We start from the raw sequence: 26,415 nt of genomic DNA, 5'->3' as shown, positions 1-26,415 counted from the left end.
AGGCCTGCTGCTTAATCTCTATCCTGAAATTATATCAACTATTAAAACTTGGGCTATGCATTAAGGTGACCTGCATTCTTGTCATGAGCGTCGTGATGCAGCGGGATGTCCTTACTAATCCGGGCATGCACGGCAAATGACAGGAATGACAACACGGCAACACCTACAGCCAACCATGCCACCGGCGTCAACCCGCCGCCGTCATACATCGTTCCCATCGCATAAGGCCCAATCACCCGGCCTGCGGCACCCATGCCGCCTGTCACGCCGATATAGAACGGAGCCGCTTGTCCTGCACGCTCCGAGATAAAAGCCGGGATCGCAGGTGAAATCAGCATTTCCCCCAATGTGGCCAGCACCATCGCAAGGATCATGCCCGGATAACTGTGCACTGTCACAATGACGACATAAGCTGCCAGATAGAACAAAGCGCTTGCCGTCATCTGACTGCTCTCCGTACGGGCCGCCCAACGCTTGATGGCATTCGTGAGCGGCTGCGCGGCAAAAATGAGGATCCCGTTCAGCGTCCATAAATAACCGTAGGCCGTCTTGGACATCCCCTCCGAGATGATGAACGGAGACACCCCTGTATTCCAGATGGAATTACCGAACCACAGAAACAGAGAACCCAATCCCATAAAGAGATAGATTCGGGTGTTCCCGAGCAATGCCCAAGCGCCGGGGCCCGCCGGCAGCGGACTCTTGGGCTGGGGATGATGGGACCCTTGCGATACGCCTGTTCCGCCCAGCTTCGTCAGATAGGACAGGAAGAAAATCGCAAATCCGAAGGACGTGACGCCGTTTAAGACAAAGCTTAAATGATACGATATCTCCGCCAGGAAACCGCTCATGGCCGTTCCTAAGGCTACGCCGATATTATTCGCAACATAGATGACATTAAACAATTCGCCCCGCCGATCGGCAAACCGGAAGCCGATAAATGCCTGTATGGCTGGCATCGATATCGCGTTACAGAATCCGATGAAACCCATCATCGCGATGAACAAGCCCCATAGTCCATTAATGAACGGAAGGGTGAACAGTCCGAGGGCATTCAGCAGCAGCGAGCCCACAATGAGCTTTTTCACCCCAACCCGGTGGTACAGCGCACCGCCAAGGAGTTGACCGGCAATTCCCCCCATGGATTGAATCAGTATGACAAAACCCGCATCCTTCATGCTTCGTCCCAGTTCATCGAATACATACATCGTTGTCAGCGGCCACATCAAGGACCCGCCTGCAGAGGCAACGAGACTTGCAACAAGAAAACCTTTTACTTCCTTAGGGTACTGCTCCAACCATTTCATGTTTATTATCTCCCAGCAGCCTCGCAGCAGTATATTTACGCATATAACCTAAAATAGCCCCACAAAGTGGAGCCTATGCTCCGATGCTTATTCCAAATACTTTGCGGGGACCCCAAAAAACTTTATAAATTCTAATATGTTAAAAAAAAGCCCATGCGGGCTTTTTCTAATTATTCTTCAAAAAAGAGGCGAACGCCATCTTTTTGCTGTCCCTATAATCCTGTAAGAATGAACATTGCTTGTCACTTCTTATCGCCCAAATCCTAGTATCGCTTGAGAGATCCATTTTTAGCAAGCACATTCATTGACGCTTTACCATAACAGCGAACAGGACGCTAAACAGCGGATCCTCAATTGTTGAAGAATCCCTTGGTTCAGAGCTCCCCGCCTACCCCGCCGCCTTCTTATCGGKGTTTGAATTTCTGGATCTTGCAGGTATGCGAATTTGAACCGAAGTCCCGATTCCGACTTTGCTGAAGATGGACACGCCGTATTCGCTCCCATAATGCAGCTTCACCCGCTGGTCAATGTTTCGAATCCCGCAGCCCGTGTGACTATGATCCTGGGGATCCAATATCTCTTGGATTCGTTCCTGCTTCATACCCAGACCATCATCTATGATTCTGTACAGGATATCATCGCCTTCCTTTTGGACTGAAACCCGAATATGAATACGATCTCCACTCCAAGCATGCTTCAGCACATTTTCAATGAAGGGCTGTAAAATCAGTTTTATAGTCTCGTAAGGCCATATATTCGTGTCGATATCAAAAGTGACTTCCATGCGCTGACCATATTTTACTTTTTGAATATCCAGATACGCATTGGCCTGCTCAATCTCTAAAGCGATGGGTATCAATATTCTGCCTGAATTTAAGGTAAGCCGATAAAATTGTGCCAGCTGCACCACCATATCCTGAAGTTTCTCCGTTTCCCCGAATTTCGCAAGCTGATTAATGGAGGATAGCGTATTGTATAAGAAATGAGGATTAATCTGCGTTTGCAGCATTTCAAGCTCTGCTTCCTTCTTTTGTAGCTGGGTTAAATACACTTTTTTTATTAACGCTTCGATATCCTCGCCCATCGCATTCAAGGCATTCGCAATTTGAGGGAACTCCCCCTTGCCCCGATAAGCGATCCGTTTATGCAGATCCCCTTCCCGAAATGCATTGAGTACCCCTACAATCTTCAGGATTCGTTTAGAGAAAGATCGGGAAATAACATACCCCGTATATGTAAATAACACTACGCAGATGATACAAATGACTATCAAAACGGTTCGTACTCTCTTCGCTTCCTGTTCAATAATATTAAGCGGAACTTGCGCAACGATCTTCCAGTTCTTCTGTGGCAAATCTTCTTCGATGATCAAATAATGCTTCTGATCGTGTGCTGTTAACCCCGTAGGTTCATTTACTTTGACGAGGGTGTCGTTATTATCTTCAACAGATGGGCCAGAGGTAAACACCACATTCCCAAAGGGATCCAGTACCGATAACATACTTCCGTCCCCAAGTTTCGCGTAATCTACACTATCGAACAGCTGCGACAAGCGCACACTGAACCGCATGATTCCCACTTCTTTAATTTGCAGCGGATTGTTCATATCCACCATTCGTCGAATCATCGAAATCCGTCCATCCCGCTCATCCTCTTCCACCTGCCTCCAGATCATGGTTGCATTGTATTTCTCTCCCGGCAGTGTGAAATACCAAAACTCATTGGAAACCCGGGTCATATGGTAAATATCATAGGTTTGTTCGTTGAAATCTTGGTTGATTTCGTGATTCCAATTTTTATACTTCTCGTACACCGTTTGATTATGAAAATAGACGGATAGCCTTAAATTAAGGCCAACCGCCTTTGCAGCGCTCTCTAGCTTTGGGAGAATCACATTGTTCATACGGACATGATTCTCAGCACCCGATAAATCCCGGCGGATGCTCTGAATGAATGCAGGATCATCATACAATGTCGCCGATGTCTGGACGATATCATCCACCTTATAGGCAACGTTATCCCGAATCTGCTGAAGCGTCCCCTGGATGTTGACGCGGGTCTGTTCGCGCATAGTCTCATCATACATCGAATGCGAAATATAAAAGTTTACAGAAACCAATAGCAAAGTAAAGACCGTAAAAGTCAGCATGAGCTTATAACCGACGGGTATATACCCCAGCTTCTTGCCGTCTGTTCCGGATGATGAAATCCAGTGATTGTTCATCCCAATTCTCTCTTTCGATATTCCATGGGTGTCATGGCGAATTTTTCTTTGAACTGTCGGCTGAAATAAGGAAGATAGCGGTATCCTACCTGATCGGCGACTTCATAAACTTTAAGGCCAGGCTGTTTTAGCAATTCACACGCTTTTTCCATGCGCAGTTGTACAAGCAGTTCATTAAACGTATTTCCTGACCGCTCTTTAATCAAAAATCCGATATGACTCGGCGAAAAAGAAAAATGCTGGGCAATATCCTTTATCGTTATATTCTCACTCATTCGTTCTTTCATCGTTTGGATGACACTGCGGATGAATTTACTATCCTTGGAATTGGATTTCTCATATAATCTTTCGGAAATTTCGAATATACGCTGGATGAACCATGAACGAATATCGCTGACGGTTTCGAACTGCATCAAGATATCCAGATGATGAATATCCATGCCTAACAGGTCAAACAAGTCTTCATTGCGACTGCTTAAATATTGTTCGAGCTTCCATATAATATAATTCGACATATTATGCACGGTAAAACGGGAGCGCAGACTCCTTATAGAGCCGAATAATTTTTCCAGTTCATCACAGATTTGAACCAGCTCGTATTCCTCCATTGCCTTTAAGAGGACGTTCATGCGTTCATCAAGCATCCTTGCATCCAGCATTCCCGGCTCGGCACAGACGTCTTCGTACTTGATAATACTTCCCTTGCCCAGAAACATCTTGCCTTCCACCGCTTCAACAGCCTGCCTATACGACAGGTGAAGTTGATCCAATGTGCGTACGGGTTCACCAATGCCCGTTGTCATGGATGTCATCAAATGCTGCTGAACGCTATCCATCAGTGTGCTTATCGTTGGAGTAGCGTTACTGTCCTCCAGCAGTATCGCTACTCGTTGCGAAGACAGCTTACAGTAAGGAAGCATGCCGCTCCCACTATCCGTAATCGCCTCTTGAATACGTTGCAGGAATATTCTCGCCAATTCCCTCTGTGAGGAAAGGCTCCCCGCCTGACGCCATGAAACATTATCGAGCTCCATGACTGCGACGCGAACCGGCCATTTCAACTGGTCAAATTCATAAGAGATACTCATCTTTGTCAGTAATTCTTCTGATTCTTCCCGCTCAAGCAGACGTATAAGAAAATCGCTTTTGACAATGGGGATCATCTCCTGATAAGCCATCTCCACCTCGCGCTGCTTGTTTTCTTCATCTAGATCCCGCTTTACCTTGATTAAGGAAGCAACAAGCTCCCTATCGTTCATCGGCTTGAGAACATAACTGTAAGCGTTCAATAAGAGTGCTTGCTGTACATAGCTGAATTCCTGATATCCGCTGACGAATATGATTCGCATGTTAGGTTTATGTTCAAGCGCAATCCGTGCCAGCTCGAGTCCAGACATATAAGGCATATTGACGTCACTGACTAAAATATCAACATCTTCGCTCTTGATAATTTCACATGCCGACAATGCATTATTGACACTCCCCACTAACTCCATATGCAGATCGGACCAAGGAATGAATCTTCTCATGCCTTCGAGATCTAGTTCTTCATCATCCACAAGCAGCACCTTGTACATAGAACCCCCTCCAGACAATTATGTTCGCAAAACAGAGATATCCCAAAGAACCTTATGGATTCTTTGGGAAGTCCCCCCTGACATTACTGTGTTATTATTTTCCGTTCAATTTAGCTAAATTCTCCTGCCATTTGATCGTCCGCCATTCCAGAAGCTGACCATAGCCCAAATCCATCAAATCCTTGTTTCCTTGATCGAGAATTTTATCAACCTCTTCGTCGCTCTTCGCCATGACGGACTTAGCATAGATTTCGAGGAAAAGTTCATCGACAGATGCTTTGATTATGCCTTCATCCGAATCTGGAGCCGGATTGAGGTTAACAAATTCTGTAACGTTCAATTGAGTTGGCCAAGTAATCGTTTGTTGGTAACGTGTTCTCCAGTCCTGCTCTTCGAAGGGGAGATTCTCCATGTATTTATATTTGGCAGGGTCAATATAACTCGTATTACCTACGAACATAACAGGCTCATTCTTGGATTGAATTTCTGCTACTTCTGCCGGATCATAATTCTCGGTGAAATTCGGCTTACCATCTTCATCGAATCCGTCCCAGTTCTTTCCTTCCGGACCGAAGAATTGGACGTTCATCCCTTCCGGACCTGTGTACCAGTCGAGGAATGCGAATATCGCTTCAGGGTCCTCAGCAGCCGTTGTAATATAGGCAGCATTCCATCCAAAGCTTGTGTAGGTGCCTGGATAAATCTTATTCTTATCCAGACCCGGCTTATGAATAGGCCAAATCATGAAATACCCGCCATCCGGATCTTGTTTGATCAATTCAGGGTGCGCTTCGCCTGCCATCGTTGTGGGACTTGCTCCTGCAAATACTGCCACTCTGCCTGTCATGACTTTCTCCAAAATCTGATCTTCCGTTTGGTTAAAGGCATCTTGAGAGATGAGCTTCTCTCTGTACAGTTTAGCAATATATTTCTGAGCCTCTCGGAATACCGGATCTGTAAGTACTGACGTCAGTTTTCCGTCTTTTGGAACCGCAAGCAAGCTAGCATTCAGATTCGTGTAACTTGCTCCCTCTCCGAAGGCCGTGTATAACACGCCAAGTCCCTGTCTTTCCTGTGCACGGTGCGGCTCGAACGGAATGATGCTGCTGCCGTACTTATCTTTAACTTTTACCAGATAATCATATAGATCGTCCGTTGTTTCGAGCGGAGGCTCGCCCAGCTCTTTATAGATTTTCTTGTTAACTACGTAACCGGCGTTACCGTAAGGATTGGATGAATACCAGTTAGGGAACATATACAGTTTGCCATCATCTGAACGTAACATGTTCAGATCGCCCATCCATGTCTTCAGGTTGGGATACTTATCCAAATAATCATCATAGGCTACCAGTTTTCCTTCTTTGCGGAGTCGCTCCAAGTCTGGATGGTTCTTGTCTGTCCAGATCATATCCGGCAGGTCGTCTGAAGCCATCATCGCACTCAGCTTTTGCGTATGTGCTCCAGCAGCCGCAATCATGTTGATTTTCACTTGTTTTTCTTCACTTAAATATTTACCGACAGGCGTGCTCTCCCATTTAGGGAAGTCCGAGTTCTCATAGTGAGAATATGCTGAAAACTCCAGCGGCTTCTCACCAAGGACCCATTTGCCGTCACGCTTCCCCTCTGCTGGCGGATCGGTTTTCTTCTCGCCATCATTGTTTGCTGCCGGTGGTGCTGGAGCTGGAGCTGCCGATTTTCCGCATCCCGCTAGAGCCGTAACCATTATCAATAGCAACGAGACCAATACGAGCAGCGGCTTTTTCGTCTTTCTCATTCACTTAACCCCTCTCATTAACAAAAATATATATGTTCAAAGCTGTTCGCCTTAAACCGTTCGTCAACTACTCCTTCAGCGAGCCTACCAGTACACCTTTGACAAAATACTTTTGCACAAAAGGATAGACAAGAATGATCGGTAAGGTCACCACGATCATCATCGCCATTGTGAGCGATTTTGAAGTGATTTGCCTTGCTTGATCCAGTAGGGCAACCGAAGCGCTATCGAGCACGGAGCTTGAACCCGATACAATATTGGCATTCAAGGTCTGCCGCAGAATCGTCTGAATGGGGAGTAAATAATCACTGGTGATGTAGATACTCGGCAGGAACCAGTCGTTCCAGTGTCCAACGGCAGTCAACAGAGCCAGCGTAGCGATAACCGGTCCGGACAATGGGAGAATAATCCGAAAGAATGTGCCCCAATTGCTGCAGCCGTCAATATGGGCTGACTCTTCCAGCCCTACGGGAAGACCTCGAAAGAAGGTCCGAAAAATGATCATGTTCCACACGCTGATTAAGGATGGAATAATAAATACCAGAAAGCTGTCCATCAGACCGAGTGAACGGATAAGGAGATACGTTGGAATCAATCCTCCACCAAAGTAGAGGGTGAATATAAAGAACAATGTGTAATATTTTCGTCCGATCAGATAAGTTCGGGTCATCCCGAATGCGAGGAGCGCTGTCATGAATATGGAGGTTGCGGTGCCGATTATGGTACGACTTATGGATATGAAGAACCCGTTAAGCAGTCGGTCGTCCTGGAGTATGATTTTATAATTTTCGGTTGTGAATTCTCTTGGCCAGAAGGTGACTCCGCCCTTTGCGGTATCGACACCTACGTTGAAGGAAACAGCCACCGCATTCCAGAAAGGATAGAGCGCCGAGAAGGCTAATAAACTGAGGAACACGTATATCACGATAAGCATGACCTTATCACCAAAGCTAATTCTTTTTAACATGCCGTACCTCCTGAGGGCTGCTGATTGTTACCATAAGCTATTACCAGATCTTCGAGCCAGATAGTTCGCGATCGTAAGCAGGACAACACTGATAATCGCCTTGAACAATCCGATAGCAACCGCATAAGAATAACGGTGTGACCCTAGGCCTACTCGATAGACATACGTATCAATAACATCGGATACCGGCCGCAGCACCGGATTGGATGCCAGGAGCAGGATGTCCTCAAAGCCTGCATTGAGCAAGTTGCCGATCGCAAGAATCATAAAGATAATGATGACCGGCATAATCGAAGGAAGCGTAATCAGGTAGATTTGCTTGGACTTGCTTGCACCGTCGATGTCCGCAGCCTCATAGAGAGCAGGATCAATACTCGCAATCGCAGCCAGGAATACAATCGAGTTAAATCCGATCTCCTTCCATACGTTGGCCGAAATCAGGATCGACCAAAAATACTCCTTTAACGAAAGGAAATTGATCGGTTCATCAATGGCCCCTATGCTCTCCAGCAGAATGTTGATGCTTCCGTTCTCCGTTGATAGCAAGGCGGTGGTGAATCCTGCCACAATAACCCATGATAGGAAATGGGGCAGGTATGTGATCGTCTGGATGACTCTTTTGAATAACATATGGCGAACTTCATTCAATAAAAGTGCCAGTACGATCGGTGCTGGAAATCCGATAAAGAATTTCAATAGACTGATCACARTCGTGTTGCGCAAAATTCTTTCAAACTCGGGGGCGGCAAAAAAAGCTTCAAAATGTTTAAAACCAACCCACGGGTTATCCCAAATTCTTGAGCCGGTGAACAGGTTATAATCCATAAATCCGGTTATTACGCCGTACATAGGCAGATAGGCAAAAATGAAAACTAGAATGACGCCGGGTATCACCATAAGCTGAACATCCCATTGCATCATGAATCGCCTAAGAAAACTTTTACTATGGACTTTTGGCTGCCGGGCAATGGGTGATGGTTGCTGTTCTGCAGTAGCTTGCGGCATATTTATCCTCCCGTTACGAAATGATGTAAAAGCACGCCGGGTCTCTGAATGTTTACCATTTTCGAAACCGCTTGCAATTGACTTATTATCATTCTACCTATGGAAATATTTTGAATCTATATAATAAAACCCCGATTTTTTATACTTCTACCGGAATGTTTCACCCTTTCCAGCCAACAAAAAAACGTCTATCGACGTACTCACTCAGTAGACAGACGCATTTAACGGAAGTTTCTCTTGCGAGATAAGGGGATGCTAAGCCTCGGATGTTTATACTTTCTTATCCCAAAAAAAGACTGCCTTGAGGTCATATAGACCAACAAGACAGTCAATGTATTCATCTTTATGCACCGGTTATTTTAGTCCTGACCTCGACCACCGTTGAGAAGAAGGTGGCCCCTTCACCCATATCCGACAGCCTGTCGGGTGTAAGGGCATTGGCGCGCTGCTTACGGCCCTCGCCTTCCCACCACAGGCCTTGGCTGACAACGGTGCCCGGCAGCATTTTATCCGTTACCTTGGCCCGAACTTCATAGGTTCCGCGGTCGTTGTATACCGTAACCATGTCTCCGTCCTCTATACCGCGTTCCTCTGCATCCTCCGGATGGATCTGCAGGGCAGGCTCCTTCTCCAGCTTCTGATGCTTCTCCACATTCGCAAAGCTCGAATTCAGGAAGTTGTGGTTCGGCGGCGAAATGAACATGAGCGGGTATTTGTGCCCGCGGCCGCGCCTTACGCCGTCATAACCTTCCTTCAGCGGCACGTAGGTCGGGAGAGGCGGAAGACCTGCTTCCTCCAACTGTGCGGAGTAAAGCTCGATCCGGCCCGAAGGCGTCGGCAAACGATCCAGATATGTTTCAAGCGGCGTCATATCAAGCTTCACATAGCGGTGTTCCTTTAGCTTGTCCAGCGTGACGCCGTTCAGATAAGGGTTACCCGGGAAGTCGAGCGCTCTTGCCATCATCTCCTCTTCCGTCTCATGGAAGGCCGGGTCAGTGAACCCCATAGCCCGCCCCAGCATGGAGAACAGCTCTACATTGCTCTTGCTCTCCCCAAGCGCCGGGATGACCGGCTCCTGCAGCTGGATGTACTGATGCCAATAGGAAGCGAACAGGTCGGTATTCTCGAACGAGGAGGTTGCCGGGAGCACGATATCCGCATACTTGGCCGTATCCGTCATAAACAGGTCATGCACAACCGTAAACAGATCCTCCCGTGCAAACCCTTCCCTTACCCGCTCGGAGTCGGGAGCGACAACCAGCGGATTGCTGCAATAGACAAAGACCGACTTAATCGGCTGTTCGGTCATGGCAAGCGCCTCGCCGATCCGGTTCATGTTAATCGTCCGCGCATCCGGATTCGGACGGAGATCGGGACGTTCGAGCGCATCGCTGTCCATGCTGTTGTAACCGCCGTTCGACTTGGCGGCCCCTCCGCCCCGCTTCAGCCATTGTCCGGTTAAGGCCGGAAGCGCCGCAATGCTGCGCACCGTCAAGCCCCCATTGTCATGATGCTGAAGACCGTTACCGATATGAATGTAAGAAGTATCTGCCCGGCCGTACAGCTCGGCCAGCTTCTCGATATCCTCAACTGGAATTCCGGTAATGGAGGATACATGCTCCGGTGTATAGTCTTTCACATGCTCACGCAAGGCTTCATGACCGATCGTATACTGCCGCAGGAATTCCTCGTTCACCATGCCGTCACGGAACAAGATGTGCATGAGGCCGACGGCCAGTGCCGCATCCGTGCCCGGAAACAGCGGAATGAACCAATCGGCCCATTGCCCCGTCTGGTTCTTATGCACGTCGATGACAACGACCTTGGCACCAGCCTTGCGCGCTTTCTCTGCCAACACCACCTGATGCATATTGGTGCTGACGATGTTGCCGCCCCAGACGATGATGACATCGGCATGAACGGTATCCTCCGGGACGGTGCCTCCATTAAACCCCATAACGGATTTCCAGCCCTCATTGCCTGCCGAATTACAGATCGACTGCTTCAGCCGGCTGGCGCCCAGCCTGTTGAAGAACCTCCGATCCATGCCGTCTACACTTAATATCCCCATGTTGCCGTAGAAGCTGTAAGGCAGAATGCTCTCAGAGCCATGCTCCTCGATCAGCTTCTCGTAGCGTTCGGCAATCTCCTGAACCGCTTCATCCCAGCTGATTCGCTCGAAAGCGCCCTGACCTTTGGGCCCTACCCTCCGCAGCGGATATAGCACGCGCTCCGGATGATACACCCGATGTGCCATATTACGGACTTTATTGCAGATGGCTCCCTGCGTAATCGGATGATCCGGATTACCGGTAACCTTCACGATTTTTCCGTTCTCTTTATGCAGCAGCAGGCCGCAAGTATCGGGACAATCCAACGGACAGACCGCCGGAAACACGCCGTTTTCCTGATGAATCATCGCTTGAGTCATTTCGTCTATTCCCCCTTGTACACGCTGAATCATATCCCTTTATCTTAAAAGAAAATCAGGGTTCCAGTAAAGTCTTACATTTTTTTCTGCATCGGTGATTCACTCTACTTCCTTCCGGGTATATTCCTATCAAGAGCAACGAAGAGGAACCCAGACCCTTTCTCTTCCTTGCCAAATCATGGACCACTCCCAAAAATTCGCCATGCCCATGTCTCCTCCCCCGAGACCGGCATGGCGAATTTGTTTTGTATGGCATTATCGATACCGTACAGCGAAAGGCAAGCGAATCCGACTACCAGGTTACCATGGTCATCCCGCAGTTCATCCCCAATAAGGGCTGGCATAACTTCCTGCACAATCAATCCAGCTTGCTCATCCGTGCACATTTGCTGTATCGGAGAGAAGTGATTTTTACGACTGTGCCTTACCATTTATAAATAGCGGGCTTGTTCCTTTTGCGACTTATGCAAAGAGTCCGCTCCGCCAACAACGACAAAAAAGCTGCGATCATCCGACCCTATCCCTTAGGGAGCGGTCGATCGCAGCTATTTTCTCGCCTTTATTTACCAGGCTTCAGTATAATATTTCTACGCAGAATGAACCTGTTGAGCAGTGCCGGTAGCCGGAGCGGAAGGCAGCGCAGCTTCTTGTTCGCCGCGTGGAATGACCTCAACCTTATCATTCTTCTTCAAATATACGGTCCCGTAGGCAGCTCCCACAAACAGCGCGCCTCCGACGAAATTGCCAAGCCATACCGGAATGAAATTTATGAAATACTCACCCCAGCTGTAATACCCTTCAAATATCGCGGCCGGAATGAGGAACATGTTGGCCACCACGTGCTGAAAGCCGATGGCTACAAACGCCATCGTCGGAAACCAGATCCCGAAAATTTTGCCACTCATCTGGTCCGATCCGTAGGACAGCCACACGGCGAGCGCTACGAGCCAGTTGCAGCCGATGCCCGACAAGAAAGCCTGCAGGAAGCTGTCGTCCAGCTTGTGTCCCGCCATATCCACCAGCTTCTCCAGATAAACTCCGCTGCCTGTCAGACCGGTCACATGACCGAAGAAGTAAGCGACGAACAACGCCCCCGCCATATTGCTTACCGTGACGAGAGCTAAATTCCGTATCATCTCCTTCGTGGAAATCCGCTTCTTGAATCTGGCCAGGGACACGGCCATCATGTTGCCCGTCAGCAGCTCTCCGCCTGCGAGCAATACAAGGATCAGTCCGACAGGGAATATCGCCGCGCCTATAAAACCGGCAATGCCTCCCCAAGCCTCAGACGCCCCGGCAATCACGCGAATATCCAGCAAAAAGCCGAGCGCGATAAAAGCCCCCGCCAAAAATCCTAATATCATTACGTTCATGACGGAGTTATGTGCTTTTTTCACCCCGTTCTCCACGGTGATCTCCGCAATGCGATCCGGTTTGTAATAGGCCATGGCCGTTCCCCCATTTCTCCCGCATTCCGTCCTGAAAATCTCTCGAATGCAGCTTCTGATGTTTCTGTTACAGTTACCCATATTGTACCGCAGCAGCCAAAGCAAGAACGTGAATTATATCACGACCCAGTACGTCAGGATCGGACATCCTTGTGTCCTGGCTGCCCTTGATCACGTTTGAGATCGATCATTCGCTCGATCTGAGCCAGCGGTACATATAAAAAAATGCGGTGCCCGGAGATAATCCCGACACCGCTTGGTTGGTGCTTTTACCAGCCCTCTTGTTCTAAACCAGCTAACTTATGCCAGTTTATAAGCAACACGTTCTAAACCAGCAGCCTATGCCAATTTACCAGCAACACGTTCTAACCACTATCCTATGCCTCGGCGGCAGTCTCTACTCTAACAGGCGTTTCCTTTTCCTGAGCCGGAACGTTCGAGATCGGAAGCTTCATGCTAATCAAGGACGAAAGCAGGAAGAGCGCGCCTGCCGTAAAATACACGACCACAATGGAGGTTACCGACATATACCATCCCGTAAACCCGGAGCCGATGAGCAGCATGCCGGTAAACATCGGCGTCATCACGCCATTCAGCCGACCGATGAATTTCTCTTCCACCTGCTGCATCATCACGGCCATCAGAACCGTCTGCGCCATCGCCATCAGCACCCCGGTTGCGAAGCGCATCGTGCCGGTCAGGATCGGCCACTGGGACAGCACCTCGACAAAGGTCGAGAGGCCAAGGAAGGCAAGCCCGGCGAACAACAAGTAGTTGCCTTTCACTCTCCCCGCAATGACAGCAGCCAGCACGCCGCCAATTAACATGCCTAGGCCCTCTAGCGCGGTGAACCACTGAACGCTGGACATTGCCAGTTGTAAACGCTCCGTGATGACAAAGATATCAAGCGGCTGAACAAGTCCGCTGCCGAGCGCCAATAAAACATAGACCACCAGCAGCACCTTCAACAGCCGGCTGGACCCGATATAAGTGATGCCCGCCTTCATGTCCTTCATAAAAGAACCGGTCGATTCCGAATTGTTAGAGGGTTCATCCACACTGGAAGGAAGACACATTAGCACGATCGCCGAAGCGCCGAATAGAACCAACAAGCTGATTAAAGACGCCTGCAATCCAAAAGCTTGATAAATCGTCGTACCGACCATCGGTCCCAAAATGATAAACAGCGACATCGAGGTCTGGGACAAAGCTGTGGCCGCGGGCACATGCTCATCCGGCAAGCAGCGCTTGATGAGCTTCATGGACGAAGGCTGCGAGAATTGAGATACAACAGCCGAGACCAGGGTCACCGCAAAAACGGCCTGCCAATATCCCGCATACACAACGAACAGGATAAGCAATATGGATAAAAAGCTGAGAATGTCCCCCCAGATCATCGTTCGCTTGGGACGCCAACGGTCCGCCAGCACGCCGCCAATCATGGAGATCACAAAGATCGGAGCGTATTCAATTACGGTAAGCAGCGATACGGCGACCGGATCATGGTTGCTCTTCTCCATAATGAAGAACAACAATGCCATGTTGCGGATCCAGATCCCGATATTTTGCATGAAATCCGAAACCATCAGCAGCACGAACGCGCGGTTGCCAAACAAATGCCTCATGTTTTATCCCCCTAGTTTAAACCGACTATTCGGTTTAAATATATTTATGCGGAAACGCCCGCCCCGCTTGCAAATCGAGAAGAAGCGTTTCCGATAAATCCTCCGGTTCACTACGATCCTCAACTCGATAACACACCGTTTAAAAAGTAAGTGACTCCCTTGCGATACAGCTGCCTTGATTCCTCCTGGGTCCGTTCAAAATACCACACCGACATCCCATCAAGCAGCGATGCGAATATGATGGATATTTCCTCTACATCCTCTGCCGGTATTCGCCCTTCGCTTACTCCTTCTGCGAAAATCTCGCGGTAGAGCGTGCGCGGACCTTGCAGGATGGCCAGCATCTCGCCCACAATCGTCTTATTCTCCGGCTGATTGATAAAGAATTCCTCCGCAATCTTGGTCAGCGGATTCTGGAAGTCGTCGACCATATGATCGGCAATGCCGTACAGCTTCTCCTCGAAGCTGGCGTAACGGGCTTTTTGATCGTTCCAGGCTTCCATCCATTCCTGATTCTGCTTCGCCAGCAGCTTGACGAACAAATCTTCCTTGCTCTCAAAGTGATAGTAGATGCTTCCCTTACTGGCACCCGTATACTTGACCAGTTCATCCATGGATGTTGCCGCATACCCGCGCTGGATGAACAGTTCCTTCGCTTTATCCAGAATCATGTCGCGCTTTCGCTGCGCTTTTTCTGAAGACATCGATGTAAGCACTCCTTGCTTGGAAATAATAGTGCGGAATTCACGTACCAAAACCTGGTTCTCTTAATAAAAATGAATCTGTGAAGATGATGAACACCATTCACAGCAATAAAACCGACTGTACGGTTTAATCATACTGAAAACATTCCCGCATGTAAAGCAGCATCTTCACAATCACATAGAAAAAAGGACCTTGCCTAAGCAAAATCCTCTCATCATTCGTACATCCGAAACCAATATTATTTTTTATTCCACTGCCCAAATGGCTCTTCCTTCTTTCATCGGATCGCCATAACTCAGCTGCAGTCCCTTAACCCCCTGCTTCACTTCGTACGGTATTTTACCTGTCAGCTCGCCGCCTGGGGCAACGGTGCCGTCCAGCATTTTCACGTCATCCGTAATGGGAACCGTATAGTTAAGATCGCTCGAATCCGTCAGGGAAAAAGACAGCGCGGAAGAGATGACCAGCGGCTCCTGGCCATTGTTCTTCACGGTAATGTCAACTACCTTAAACGTATGGCCGGGCTGGGGCTTCAAATATTCATCACCCTCGGATTCACGTACGCCGTTTAGCGTAATGACCGTGCCGTGATAATCCACCGTATCGCCCACTGCGGCAGGTTCGCCGATCGGCTTCACCTCTGCGTTGTCGGCCGGTTGGTCCTCACCTTGGGGTTCTGCAGGCGGCTGTTCTTCAGACGTCCCCGTCTGATCTGTCCCCCCACTGTCCACAACAGCCGGCGGAGTCTCTGCAGGCGGATCAGCCTGATCATTGGAACAAGCCGCCGTCAGCAGCATGGAGAACAATGCAGCTGTGGCCAGCATTACTTTTTTATTCATACTTTATCCTACCTCCTGAAAGTCGAAATCTACATGTCCGGATATTTTCCAATTCGCTGTCAAAATCCATAATCCTTCAAAAACAAGAAAAAGACCCCCAAATCAGGGAGTCTTCTTGGTGAATCGATTACTTATGAATGCACCGGTGTTTTCGTTTCGACCGCCGGCAATGCCTGCAGTCCAGCCGTGTTAAGGAAATTCCACGGTTTATTGTAATGCGGCTGGAAGAAGAAGTCGATGAAGGCCAATTGATCAATCGTCATCCGATTCTGTATGCATACCGACAGCGTGTTAATGGATTGCGTCATATCCACTTTGGAAATGACCTGTGCACCAAGCATCCGGCGGCTGTCTTGCTCATACACAACCTTCAGCGTAACCTCTTCGAAGGTAGGCATGAATTCCGGACGGTAATGATCCGTAATGGTGACCGTCTCCACCTTCAAGCCTTCGTCCTTGGCGGCTCCTTCGGTTAATCCCGTCGAGGCAATGTTGTGTTCGTATATTTTCAATCCCGACGTACCTTGCGTTCCCATATATGGCGTTGTCGGCGACACAAGATTGCGTGCAACGAGCGTACCCATCCGGACTGCGTTAGTAGCCAGTGGAATGTACATCATTTTACCGGTCGGGTTATAGTGCACGGAGCAGCAATCGCCTGCTGCATATACATCCTGCTTGCTGCTTTGCATATATTGATCCACGACGATGGCGCCATTTTTCAGCATTTCTACCTGCCCCTTCACCAGATCCGTATTCGGACGGAAACCGATGCAGAGGATCACCAGATCCGTGTCGATCTCACCTTTGTCGGTGATGACCTTGTTCACCTTGCCATCCTTGCCTTGGAAAGAAGTCACGGTCTGACCCAGGGCCATCTCAATCCCTTTTTCACGGAAGGATTCCTCGATTTTGCCGCTAAATTCAGGATCCAGATATTTGTTCAGAATGCGGTCGGCACTATCAATCAGGGTAACCTGCTTGCCGTTCTGTTGGAAGGCTTCGACCAGTTCTACGCCGATATAACCGGCGCCGACAACCGTAATGTGTTTCGCTTCCTGCGCTTTTTCAATGATCGCATTGGAATGATTGTAGTTTTTGCAGAGCAGAATATTATTCAGATCGATGCCTTCAAGCTTCGGTACGATTGGCCATGATCCGGTTGTGATAATTAGTTTGTCATAGGCATCATCAAAAATTTCCTCTGTAACCAGGTTCCGAACTTTCAAGCTTTTCTTATCCGTATCCACCGAAATGATCTCATGCTTCATCTTGGTTTCAACACCCAGCTCGTCGAGCTTTTGAGGCGAAGAGTAGAACAGACCGTCAGGGTCTTTTACAACGCCTCCGACGTAAAGCGCGATGCCGCAAGACAGGAATGAGATGTTATCATTGCGTTCATAAACGGTAATCTGTGCTTCAGGGTAAAGTTTGGCGGTATTCACGATGGCGGACGTTCCTGCATGGGTACAACCGATAACTGCTACTTTCATGGTTTTTCCTCCTCCAAGTATGAAGCTGTATATTTGATTAAGATGAGCTCTTTTGCCTGGATTCATGCTTGGTAACGCTTGTTGAGCATGAATGTGGTGATTGGTAATATTATTTGTGAATGTTTTCACTTCATGCTTTTATTATAATGTGATTAATTTCACAGTTCAATAGGTAATTGCATTATTCACATATTGTTCATAATTTCACATAGTTGGAATGATAAAAGATGTTGACCTAAAGTCATGATGTTCTCATCGCTAATACTCAAGATTAGATCAAGAATACAGGTTCCGTATCAGGGTAAGCTATAAGAATCCAGCCTCATGAAATTCAAGCGTTCACCCTAACCTATAAGTTCTGCCTTGGAGGATCTTGCTTCGACTAGTCTAACGGAATGTGCCATGAAAAATAAAAAAAGACTGTTCTCCCCAGAGGAATATCCCCGAAGAAAACAGCCCTGTTGATGTATTCGTTACTTTCTGCCACTAGCCAAGCAGAGATTCAATGGCGCCCTTCATCGATTCCGGCGTATCTCGCGGTTCGAATCGCTGAACCACCTTGCCCTCGCGGTCTACCAGAAACTTTGTGAAATTCCAAGCGATCTCTCCGCCTTCGTTCGGTCCTGGCTGCTCGGATTTTAAATATTGAAATAACGGATGCGTTTCTTCCCCGTTCACGTCAATCTTCGCAAAGATTGGGAAATTCACGCCATAATTCAATTGACAGAATGATTCGGCATCTTCACTTGTACCCGGCTCCTGTCCGCCAAACTGATTGCACGGGAAACCAAGAACCTGCAGTCCTTGCTGGCTATACTGGTCATACAGCTGCTGAAGCTCTCCATATTGCGGCGTAAGTCCGCACTGGCTTGCCGTATTTGCAATAATCAGAACCTTGCCCGCATACTGATCGAGCGAGACTTCCTGACCCTTGGTATTTGTTGCATGATATTCGTAAACTGACATCTTCGAATCCCTCCCGGCTTTGTTTTGAATGGATGGCATGCTTCCAAGCTCTACAGCCTAGCCAATCTCCTTCCATCATATCGAATAAATCGTCTTAAACCAAATTTTAGCCCAACGCCTCTACCCCGCAGCCCGGAAATCCATTATGATGAATGTATAACCTCTTCAAACAAAATTTACATAGGCTAATAACAGCTGTTTAATCAGCAAGTTAGCAGGGTAATGATTTAAGGTTTGGAGACATATTGCAATATTCCGTATTTCAACAATTGTAAGTGAGGAAAAGAAATGAAACTGTATCCCGAAATGTTTATATCCCCATGGCATCTCATTGTCATTGTGCTGGCACTGATTGCCTTCATCGGCTTAATCAAAGGGGGGTATGACCGAAAGACCGTGCTTCGCAGCACAGGGTTATCGACGCTGGCCTTCTATTTTATACTGACGATCCCCATTGGTCTTATCACCCAGGAATCGCTTTACAAAGAAGAAACGATGCTGACCGATTTGGATCAGAATTTTGAGGACAAGAAGGCGGGCTCCGAGCTCCAAAGCTTTGAAGACTACATCGTGGTCCATGCTGGGGCCTATAAAAACGAGGATGATGCGGACATTGAGATCTATGCCGGCAACTACCATGAGAGCCAAACATTTCATGGTCACATCACCCTTTTCGTGTACGATAAGAACGATGATGAAGTCTTCACCGAGATGTACAAGAACGTAACCCTGGCCCCCGGCGAGAAGAAAAAGCTCGACACCGCCTTTACCAGCCAGCCTATGGAAACCTACAGATACCGATACGAAACGCACCCCCAAATGTGAAGGGTGCGTTTTCTCGTTTTCGTATTAAGTTGACAGATGGTCTCCGGGCTGGATCCCCGGCTTATCGTTTTCAGGAAGACGCTGATACGCCCCCGGCATCGGCGGCAGATTCTTCGCATCCCGACCTTTGCGCACATGCCGGATGCCCAGATAGAAGAGACCGACCACAGGCAGTGACAGCATCGCTATAGCAAGGAGTATGCTGGACATTTGGTACGAGGGATCCGTTTCGATCTCGGAAAAATCCAAAAACATAAACGATATAAAGGTAATCAACGAGAACATGATGATCTGGAGCCAGCGCATCCATTTCACCAGGAAGAAGAACAGGATCGCGGAGATTGCAACAAGTAAAATGGGAACTAACGGCTGTTCCGGGTCCGCGTTACCCAGCTCTGCCTGGCGCGTCAGCCAATAACCGATAGCGAACTGAACCGGAAAAATCAGCCAAGCCAGCAAACCGGTTCCACGGAAAGCCGATCTTCGCTTTTGCAGCGCCTCTTCGTACTCGAGGAGTTTCATCTCGTATTCCAGCTGATTAAGCTCCTCTTCCGTCAATTCCCGGTCTTCCTCCTCATTTTCCTGTACCAGACGATCCAGGTAAGGCCGGAATTGCCGCTCCATATTGCCATCAAATTCGGCACGCTCTAAATCCTCGTCCTCGCGAAGCAAAGACGCAACCGATTCATCCCCAAGATCATGAATGATGATAGAAGACAGATATAAAGGAATGTCCCTTCTGCCGATAACCTCCAGCCACCGGTTGGCCTCCATCGGATCCGTGAAAGGAATGGCCACCGCCCGTTCCGTCTGCCCTTCTCCCGCAACCAGATACATAATCGGCATTAATTCCGCCATAGGCACGGATTCGGTCATTTTGCTCTTCTTATAAGCATAACTGAATTGAAAGATGTATCGCCCATAGTATATTTCCTTGATGTCACCGATCCTAAGGCTCCCCTTCAGGGAGTCTTTTGTTTCCGGGTCCCATCTCTCATATTCAATAAAATCTTCGTATAACAAATACTCGTCCAGATGCGTATTGTTCCAGATATGCCCTTTCAGGCTTCTGGACAGACGAATCATCATGAAGATACCGGCGGGTATGGCAACCAGACTCATCCAGGTCCAGACATTGGCCCAGAGGTACAGCAGCATCAAGGGACCCAGTGTCAGCGCCAGGCCAAGCAGTATTCCCAGCACGTGCATTTCAAATGTAATCACCCAATAAAAAGGCTGCATTTTGGGCTTTCTCTGCTCATGAATCACCAGAGACATTCAGGCAACTCCCTCCTACTATTCTTTCATTTGTTTCTATGGCTCACATGTAACGAGGACATTGGAGATCAAGATGGAGCAGTTCTCAGGATGTACCAAATAGTATGTTAGGCCAACGGTAGAGCGTGCGTCCGGCAGTGCGACAAAAGAGCTGTAATTGCAAGTCTTGCCGAGCGATGAATCAGCTTCCCGCGTTCACTCGCAGTCTAACCTAACGGACTCAGGAGACCTTATTTCGCAAAAAATGGGGTTTTAAGCGAATCGAACGGACAGGAGATCCGTTATTCATCTGGAAAGACGATATTTTGGCTGTTTTCAGGCCAAATAACGGCTCTGGTGTCCGGTAGAACGATAAATGGACCTCATTACAGGAAAATAACGTATCTGATGTCCGTTACCTCGGCGTTCAGTGGGGTTCTGGTCATCGTCATAGCGATTTCGTTGCACCTGAGTACCATTTCATTGCACCAAGATACCACATCGTTTCACCTGGATACCATATCATTGCACCTAGATACCATATCATTGCACTTAGATACCATATCATTGCACCTAGATACCATTTCATTGCACCTACCTAGATACGTCGCACCCAATACCACATCATTGCACCTAGATACCATAACGTTGCCCTAGATACCATATCGTTGGACTTAGATACCATATCGTTGCACCGCACCTCGATATGATACCAAAGCGGCGGCGGACCAGCACGTCTAGCTTGCATGCATATTATGTATAGAAATTAATATCCACCCCTACATCCCTACATCCTTACATCCTTACATCCTTACATCCTTACATCCTTACATCCTTACATCCTTATAAGTATGTTAATTACTACTCTTGAACCCAAAAATCCTTCCGCGGCAAGTCAGCCGGGAAGGATTTCCATTTCACGCTTTGCCTTATTGGGCCGTTCGTTTCTGAGCCAGCTTCACAAGCAGATGAGCCAGCTGATGCTGCTCCGCTTGGGTTCCGACCTTCCATAACTCCTGAAGAAGCTTCTCTTCGGAGTTACGGGGCTCCTCGTTTGCAGCCAGATAACCAGCCACCTTTTCTGCTGCCTGCGCCAACTGCTCTTCATTCAACCCAATGCTCTCGGCAAGCTGAATTCGCTTGTTCAAATAGGATTGGAAGGCATCAAAATCGGCCAGGATTCTCTCCTTCTCCCCATCATCAATCCGGTCCATTGCGTCACTGACCTTACTCACATCCAGCTCACCTTGCTTGTTCACTACATGATTATGTTCAGACATGGTAACGCCTCCTTGTCATTGACTGGGTAACGCTCTCTACTTAAACGGGATCTTCCGGATTGAAACAGATGCTTCCTGAAATTTTCTGGAACTTCTAACGGCCGCGTCCACCGCGCCGGCCACCACTCTGGCCTCTTGCAGCACGGCCTTCAGAGGATCGGGTACCGCCCTGTCCGCCGCGACCGCCTTGATTTCCACGCCCCTCGGTTCTGGACGGTCCACGGCTGCTGCCGCCGCGTGTTCCGGCCTGTGATGCACGGCCTTCGCCTGGACGTCCGCCGTCACGACTTCCACTGCTGCGGCCACCAGCCGACAATGGTCCGCGGCCTTCGCCTGCACGCCCGCCGTCACGACTACCGCTGCTGCGACCTCCAGCCGCAGATTGTCCGCGTCCCTCGCCTGCACGGCCGTCACGGTTTCCTGCCCGTCCGGATCCACGCTCATCCCTGCGTGACGATCCGGCCCTTCCTCTGCTCTGCTCGCTGCCGCGGCTCCGCCCGGAACCCGTACCGCGATCCGCCCGGCTTCTGCCTTGGCCGCGTTCTTGATCGGATTCAAGTGAAGAGATATTTCTAGCTTTTCCTGCTCTGCCTGTATCCCTGCCTGAGCCGCCGGTGCTTTCCCGAAGGCCTCCAGCACTGGAATCATAGCGGACTCGCTTCAAGCGCAGGGAAATTCCTTCCTCGATGCGCTGTAGATCATTAAGATCCTTACCGGCAGCAAACGTGATAGCCATCCCGTTCCCACCGGCCCGTCCGGTTCGTCCGATACGATGGATGTAACTTTCAACATCATGAGGCATATCGTAGTTAAAGACATGCGTCACGCCCTCGACGTCAAGCCCTCTTGCAGCAACGTCCGTTGCCACCAGCAGCTGCAGCTTGGCTTCCCGGAATCGCTTCATGACCGCTTCCCGCTTCGCTTGGGACAGGTCGCCGTGCAGCTCGTCCGATTGATACCCATGAGCCAGCAGCGCCTCATTCAATGTTGTTGCTCTGCGCTTTGTCCGGCAGAAGATAATCGCGAGAAAAGGGTTATGCTCCTCAATCATCGCACGCAGGGCATCCTGCTTGGAACGGTCTGTACACTCGACCACAACCTGCTGGATCTGCTCCAGCGGAATCGGGGAAGCCCCCTTAATGACAATATCGACGGGGTCTTTCATATAGTTGCCGGCAAGCTGCTTCACGCCGGCAGGCATCGTGGCCGAGAAGAGCATCGTCTGGCGCCGATACGGAAGCGCGTGCATCAGTGCCTCCACCTCATCCAGAAAGCCCATGTGCAGCATCTGGTCGGCTTCGTCCAGTACCAGCTGTTTCACGCCGCCCAGCTCAAGCGTGCCCCGGCGTAAATGGTCCAGCAACCGGCCCGGTGTTCCGATGATCAAATGTCGGCCGCCTTCGAGCTTGCGCAGCTGTTTCTCCACGTCCTGACCGCCATAGACCGCCAGAATTTTGATCCCGTCCGGCTCGCCGGCCGTCAGCTTCTTGGCTTCTTCCGTAATCTGCAATGCCAATTCCCGTGTCGGCGCAATAATGAGCGCCTGCGGGTACGCCCGCTTAGGATCGAGTTGCTGCAGAATCGGCAGCATGAAAGCCAGCGTTTTACCTGTGCCGGTCTTTGCCCGGGCGATAACGTCCTTTCCTTGCAGCAGCAGCGGGATACTCTCTTGCTGTACCGGAGTCGGCACCGCAATCCCCTGCTCCTTCAGTTTCCGTACTCTTTGTTCGTCAATGCCCAGCTGTTGAAAGTTCGGCAAACGTTCCACCTCATTTAAATTATTTAGCATCGTTGCGTCAAATCGATTGGATTTAGCAAACAAACATACTTACATATAAGTCCGACAAAATGTCGATCGAATTCGTTCTAAGAAAAACGAACGTTGTCGTTGTATTTCTTTTCAACTGACAAAAGACCCTGACTTTGGTAATGTCTATGATATAGAAATCCAGTTTACACCAGCTAAGGAGGTGTCCCCGATATGCATACCATACAGATCATTCTGTCAGCACTCATCCTGATGATTCTGTTCGGCCTTATCAATCTGATGATGAATTATATTTCAAGACGCGACGGGGAGCCTACCGTACCCTTACGAAAGAAGCTGTGGCTTATCCCGCTGTTGTCGGCCTTTATTATTATACCGTTAGAACTCTTTGCGATGTTATATGCCCGGTGGTTCCCCATATCAGATCCATCCGGATCAGGTGAAATCCTGGCTTACGGCGGTCAAGGCGTATGGCTCGGCTTCTCGCTCACCATCCTGATCGGGTTCCTGATCTTCGAAGGCATCCTTCATCCTTTGGTGATCACCCTGCTAAGACTGCTGCTTCGCAAGGATAGCTCCATCTATATCAAACAGGCGGTTACCGTTGTGACCGACACGGTTCTGCTGTACATAGCCTCTCTGATCGTGCCCGGCATTCCTGTCGGCGGCTGGCTGCAAGCGCTTCTCATTGCCCTATTCTTTCACCTCATAGAATGGATCCTCATCGGAGTCCAGACTTGGGTGCAGCAGCGCAAACGGGCAAGAGCCGAATCTACCTAGAACCTGCCGGATTTGAAAATGGCATATAGCAGCCATGCAACCATGAGCAAGGCTACAATGAATCCAACTTCAATCACGGGGAAACTCCACAGCATCATCGGCTCTCGACTGAGTGACGAACCGATAATCAGACCAACCATGATGATGCTGAAGGCCAGAAGCACAATGCTGAAGGAGAGCCGGTTACTGATCTGATCCAGCTTGCGCATCAGCGTTTGCAGTTCGGGAACACTGATCTCCACCCGCAGTTTCCCCTTGCTGATCAGGGCCGACAGCTGCCTGGCCTGTCCGGGCAGATCAAGCAGGCTCTCGGCAAGTCCGCTTACCCCGTCCAGCACCTTCCTGCTGATCCGGCGGGTATTATACCGCTTCTTCAACAGCTTTCGGCCAAAAGGCTCCGCCATATCGATAATACTCAGACTCGGGTCCAGCATCTCGATGACCCCTTCGAGCGTCAGCAATGATTTGCCAAGCAGCGTCATATCCGGTGGCAGCATAATCCGGTGCCGCTGGGCAACGGCAAACAGATCCGTCAATGCCTTACCGATACGCACTTGAGCGAAAGGCACATCATAATACTCTCCCCGCAGCCGGTCCATGTCTGACCGGAGCGCATCCATGTCGCAGTCGTCCGGAATCAAACCCATTCTGGAAATCGCCCGGATCATCCCTTCCGAATTCCGCCGCATCAAGGCAATAATGAGTCCGGACAGATGGTCCTTCATATCTTCGCTGAGGTGACCCACCAGCCCAAAATCCAGAAAGACCAGCTTGCCGTCCTCTCTGACAAGTAAATTCCCCGGATGAGGGTCGGCATGAAAAAATCCCTCAATAAAAATCTGCTGCAGCATGCCATCGATCAAATGTTCAGCGATCGCCTTCAGATCATGTCCCTTGTCCACGATCTCCTGCCTCCGGCTTAAGGTGAGGCCATCGACATACTCCATCATCAGAACTTTAGATGACGTGTACTCCCAATAAATCCGCGGAATGCGGATAAATTCATGATCCGGCATCTGGGAGGCTATCTTCTCTGCGTTTCGGGCTTCATGGCTGTAATCCAGCTCGGCCATCATCGCTCTGGCAAATTCGTCAACGATCCGGTCCACACGGTACTGCTTCACCCATTCCCAGTGGCGCTCGGCAATCGAGATTAAATCCCGCAATATTTCCAAGTCACGACCGATCATTCGGGCTACCCCGGGCCGCTGAACCTTGATCGCTACATGCTCTCCGGATTTCAGCTTCCCGGCATGGACCTGCCCAATCGAGGCGGCTGCCAGCGGTTTGTCTTCAAACTCACTCAACACTTCATCGATCGGCATACCCCACTCTTGCTCAATCAGCTCCCTTGCGCTCGTAGAAGAAAATGGAGGCACCCGTTCCTGCAGCTTCACCAATTCCTGGATAATATGGTCAGGCAGCAGGTCCGATCTTGTACTCGCCAACTGTCCGAGCTTCACAAAGGCGGGGCCAAGATCCTCAAGCACTCGCCGAATGCGTTCCCCGAGCGTAATCGTCTCCGGCTGTTCCCTGGAACTCCAGCGGACAGGCAGCGACAGAACATGAAACAGTCCCATCTCCTCCACCATATAGCCAAAGCCATGACGCATGAGCGCCATGGCGATTTCCCGGTAACGTCCGGCATGTCGAATTCGGACCGCCATCTATTCCTGCCGCGATCCTTCCAGTTCTACAACCTTCTTCTCCAGAGTAGCAATGCGCTGTTCCAGGCTGGCGACATCACTCTCTTTGGGAACATCCAGATCGGACAATACACGCTGCACCTGTTCATAAATATAGTTCTTGATCTGCGATTGCTCCTCTTCGCCGCGTTCAACGAGACGGTTCACAAGCGCTTTGGACTCCGCAGGAGCAAGCTCCCCGCGTTTGACCAGATCATCCACGATTTTCTCTACTTTTTCCTTGCTGACCACGGTAAGGCCCAATCCTAACGAGATGGCTTTCTTAAAAAGATCACTCACGGTATATCCCTCCCGGTCGTTGTCTGGTTCCATTATAACCTTTAACGCTGGTAAAAACATCTATCCTTGGACTTGCTTTCTTAAGTATAGAGAAGCTGCCTTATCAATTTCCCCTGATTTCACATGAAATATGAGGGGAATCCGGAATCGGATAACAAG

The 26,415-nt window shown here is 49.3% G+C and carries 20 protein-coding genes and 1 pseudogene; 3 read left to right on the top strand and 18 right to left on the bottom strand.

The window, feature by feature from the left end:
• Positions 1 to 53: 53 nt before the first annotated feature.
• The 7 genes from ACPV3A_RS00545 to ACPV3A_RS00515 all read right to left on the bottom strand — a co-directional run bounded on the left by ACPV3A_RS00545 (position 54) and on the right by ACPV3A_RS00515 (position 11,285).
• The gene (locus tag ACPV3A_RS00545; RefSeq protein WP_194539966.1) at positions 54 to 1,307 is read right to left on the bottom strand and encodes an MFS transporter; all 1,254 of its coding nucleotides are present in this window, start codon (positions 1,305 to 1,307) and stop codon (positions 54 to 56) included.
• A 388-nt stretch (positions 1,308 to 1,695) separates the two neighbouring features.
• Positions 1,696 to 3,531, bottom strand: a complete 1,836-nt coding sequence (locus tag ACPV3A_RS00540; protein ID WP_426197871.1) for a cache domain-containing sensor histidine kinase — start codon at positions 3,529 to 3,531, stop codon at positions 1,696 to 1,698.
• On the bottom strand, positions 3,528 to 5,108 hold the full coding sequence (locus ACPV3A_RS00535; protein WP_426197870.1) for a response regulator: 1,581 nt from the start codon (positions 5,106 to 5,108) through the stop codon (positions 3,528 to 3,530). The genes ACPV3A_RS00540 and ACPV3A_RS00535 overlap by 4 nt, the downstream gene beginning before the upstream one ends.
• A 94-nt stretch (positions 5,109 to 5,202) precedes the next feature.
• On the bottom strand, positions 5,203 to 6,882 hold the full coding sequence (locus ACPV3A_RS00530; RefSeq protein WP_426197869.1) for an extracellular solute-binding protein: 1,680 nt from the start codon (positions 6,880 to 6,882) through the stop codon (positions 5,203 to 5,205).
• A 67-nt stretch (positions 6,883 to 6,949) separates the two neighbouring features.
• On the bottom strand, positions 6,950 to 7,849 hold the full coding sequence (locus ACPV3A_RS00525; RefSeq protein ID WP_339220386.1) for a carbohydrate ABC transporter permease: 900 nt from the start codon (positions 7,847 to 7,849) through the stop codon (positions 6,950 to 6,952).
• 27 nt (positions 7,850 to 7,876) lie between these two features.
• Complete coding sequence (locus tag ACPV3A_RS00520; protein WP_426197868.1) at positions 7,877 to 8,854, bottom strand: ABC transporter permease; 978 nt, start codon at positions 8,852 to 8,854, stop codon at positions 7,877 to 7,879.
• Positions 8,855 to 9,197: 343 nt separating this feature from the next.
• The gene (locus ACPV3A_RS00515) at positions 9,198 to 11,285 is read right to left on the bottom strand and encodes a molybdopterin-containing oxidoreductase family protein (RefSeq protein ID WP_426197867.1); all 2,088 of its coding nucleotides are present in this window, start codon (positions 11,283 to 11,285) and stop codon (positions 9,198 to 9,200) included.
• Between the two features lie 257 nt (positions 11,286 to 11,542).
• On the opposite strand from ACPV3A_RS00515, the pseudogene ACPV3A_RS00510 reads away from it, so the two are divergent.
• A pseudogene (locus ACPV3A_RS00510) lies at positions 11,543 to 11,722 on the top strand (hypothetical protein); the annotation flags it as partial.
• Positions 11,723 to 11,872: 150 nt separating this feature from the next.
• Here the strand turns inward: ACPV3A_RS00510 and ACPV3A_RS00505 are convergent.
• The 6 genes from ACPV3A_RS00505 to ACPV3A_RS00480 all read right to left on the bottom strand — a co-directional run bounded on the left by ACPV3A_RS00505 (position 11,873) and on the right by ACPV3A_RS00480 (position 18,361).
• Entirely contained in the window at positions 11,873 to 12,733 is an 861-nt protein-coding gene (locus ACPV3A_RS00505; protein WP_339295061.1) for a formate/nitrite transporter family protein, read from the bottom strand.
• 377 nt (positions 12,734 to 13,110) lie between these two features.
• Positions 13,111 to 14,358, bottom strand: coding sequence for an MFS transporter (locus ACPV3A_RS00500; RefSeq protein WP_426197866.1), 1,248 nt, complete (start codon positions 14,356 to 14,358; stop codon positions 13,111 to 13,113).
• 119 nt (positions 14,359 to 14,477) lie between these two features.
• Positions 14,478 to 15,062, bottom strand: coding sequence for a TetR/AcrR family transcriptional regulator (locus ACPV3A_RS00495; protein ID WP_426197865.1), 585 nt, complete (start codon positions 15,060 to 15,062; stop codon positions 14,478 to 14,480).
• Between the two features lie 246 nt (positions 15,063 to 15,308).
• Positions 15,309 to 15,902, bottom strand: coding sequence for a DUF4352 domain-containing protein (locus tag ACPV3A_RS00490; RefSeq protein WP_426197864.1), 594 nt, complete (start codon positions 15,900 to 15,902; stop codon positions 15,309 to 15,311).
• A 131-nt stretch (positions 15,903 to 16,033) separates the two neighbouring features.
• The gene (locus ACPV3A_RS00485; protein WP_426197863.1) at positions 16,034 to 17,395 is read right to left on the bottom strand and encodes an FAD-dependent oxidoreductase; all 1,362 of its coding nucleotides are present in this window, start codon (positions 17,393 to 17,395) and stop codon (positions 16,034 to 16,036) included.
• Between the two features lie 486 nt (positions 17,396 to 17,881).
• A complete protein-coding gene (locus ACPV3A_RS00480; RefSeq protein WP_426197862.1) occupies positions 17,882 to 18,361 on the bottom strand; it encodes a glutathione peroxidase in 480 nt (159 codons plus the stop codon).
• A 288-nt stretch (positions 18,362 to 18,649) separates the two neighbouring features.
• Here ACPV3A_RS00480 and ACPV3A_RS00475 point away from each other — a divergent pair, with 288 nt between their 5' ends.
• Positions 18,650 to 19,186 (top strand): hypothetical protein, encoded by a 537-nt coding sequence (locus ACPV3A_RS00475; RefSeq protein ID WP_216534370.1) that lies wholly within the window; start codon positions 18,650 to 18,652, stop codon positions 19,184 to 19,186.
• Between the two features lie 24 nt (positions 19,187 to 19,210).
• Here ACPV3A_RS00475 and ACPV3A_RS00470 read toward each other — a convergent pair whose 3' ends face one another.
• The 3 genes from ACPV3A_RS00470 to ACPV3A_RS00460 form a co-directional block, all read right to left on the bottom strand.
• On the bottom strand, positions 19,211 to 20,464 hold the full coding sequence (locus ACPV3A_RS00470; protein ID WP_426197861.1) for a hypothetical protein: 1,254 nt from the start codon (positions 20,462 to 20,464) through the stop codon (positions 19,211 to 19,213).
• Between the two features lie 908 nt (positions 20,465 to 21,372).
• Positions 21,373 to 21,723, bottom strand: coding sequence for a DUF3243 domain-containing protein (locus ACPV3A_RS00465; protein ID WP_071218826.1), 351 nt, complete (start codon positions 21,721 to 21,723; stop codon positions 21,373 to 21,375).
• A 94-nt stretch (positions 21,724 to 21,817) separates the two neighbouring features.
• Entirely contained in the window at positions 21,818 to 23,512 is a 1,695-nt protein-coding gene (locus ACPV3A_RS00460) for a DEAD/DEAH box helicase (RefSeq protein ID WP_426197860.1), read from the bottom strand.
• Positions 23,513 to 23,704: 192 nt separating this feature from the next.
• Between ACPV3A_RS00460 and ACPV3A_RS00455 the strand changes: the two genes are divergently transcribed.
• Positions 23,705 to 24,271, top strand: coding sequence for a hypothetical protein (locus tag ACPV3A_RS00455; protein ID WP_426197859.1), 567 nt, complete (start codon positions 23,705 to 23,707; stop codon positions 24,269 to 24,271).
• Here ACPV3A_RS00455 and ACPV3A_RS00450 read toward each other — a convergent pair.
• Together ACPV3A_RS00450 and ACPV3A_RS00445 are read right to left on the bottom strand one after the other, a co-directional pair.
• Positions 24,268 to 25,938 carry an ABC1 kinase family protein gene (locus ACPV3A_RS00450; RefSeq protein ID WP_220687269.1) on the bottom strand — a complete coding sequence of 557 codons (1,671 nt, stop codon included), beginning with the start codon at positions 25,936 to 25,938 and terminating at the stop codon, positions 24,268 to 24,270. The genes ACPV3A_RS00455 and ACPV3A_RS00450 overlap by 4 nt on opposite strands.
• Positions 25,939 to 26,256 (bottom strand): phasin family protein, encoded by a 318-nt coding sequence (locus tag ACPV3A_RS00445; RefSeq protein ID WP_071218823.1) that lies wholly within the window; start codon positions 26,254 to 26,256, stop codon positions 25,939 to 25,941.
• Positions 26,257 to 26,415 lie beyond the last annotated feature (159 nt).

The organism is Paenibacillus sp. Dod16 (assembly GCF_049893405.1).
Taxonomy (GTDB): Bacteria; Bacillota; Bacilli; order Paenibacillales; family Paenibacillaceae; genus Paenibacillus_AQ.
The sequence above is the reverse complement of the archived record's forward strand: the minus strand, read 5'-3'. Positions and strand labels throughout refer to the sequence as shown.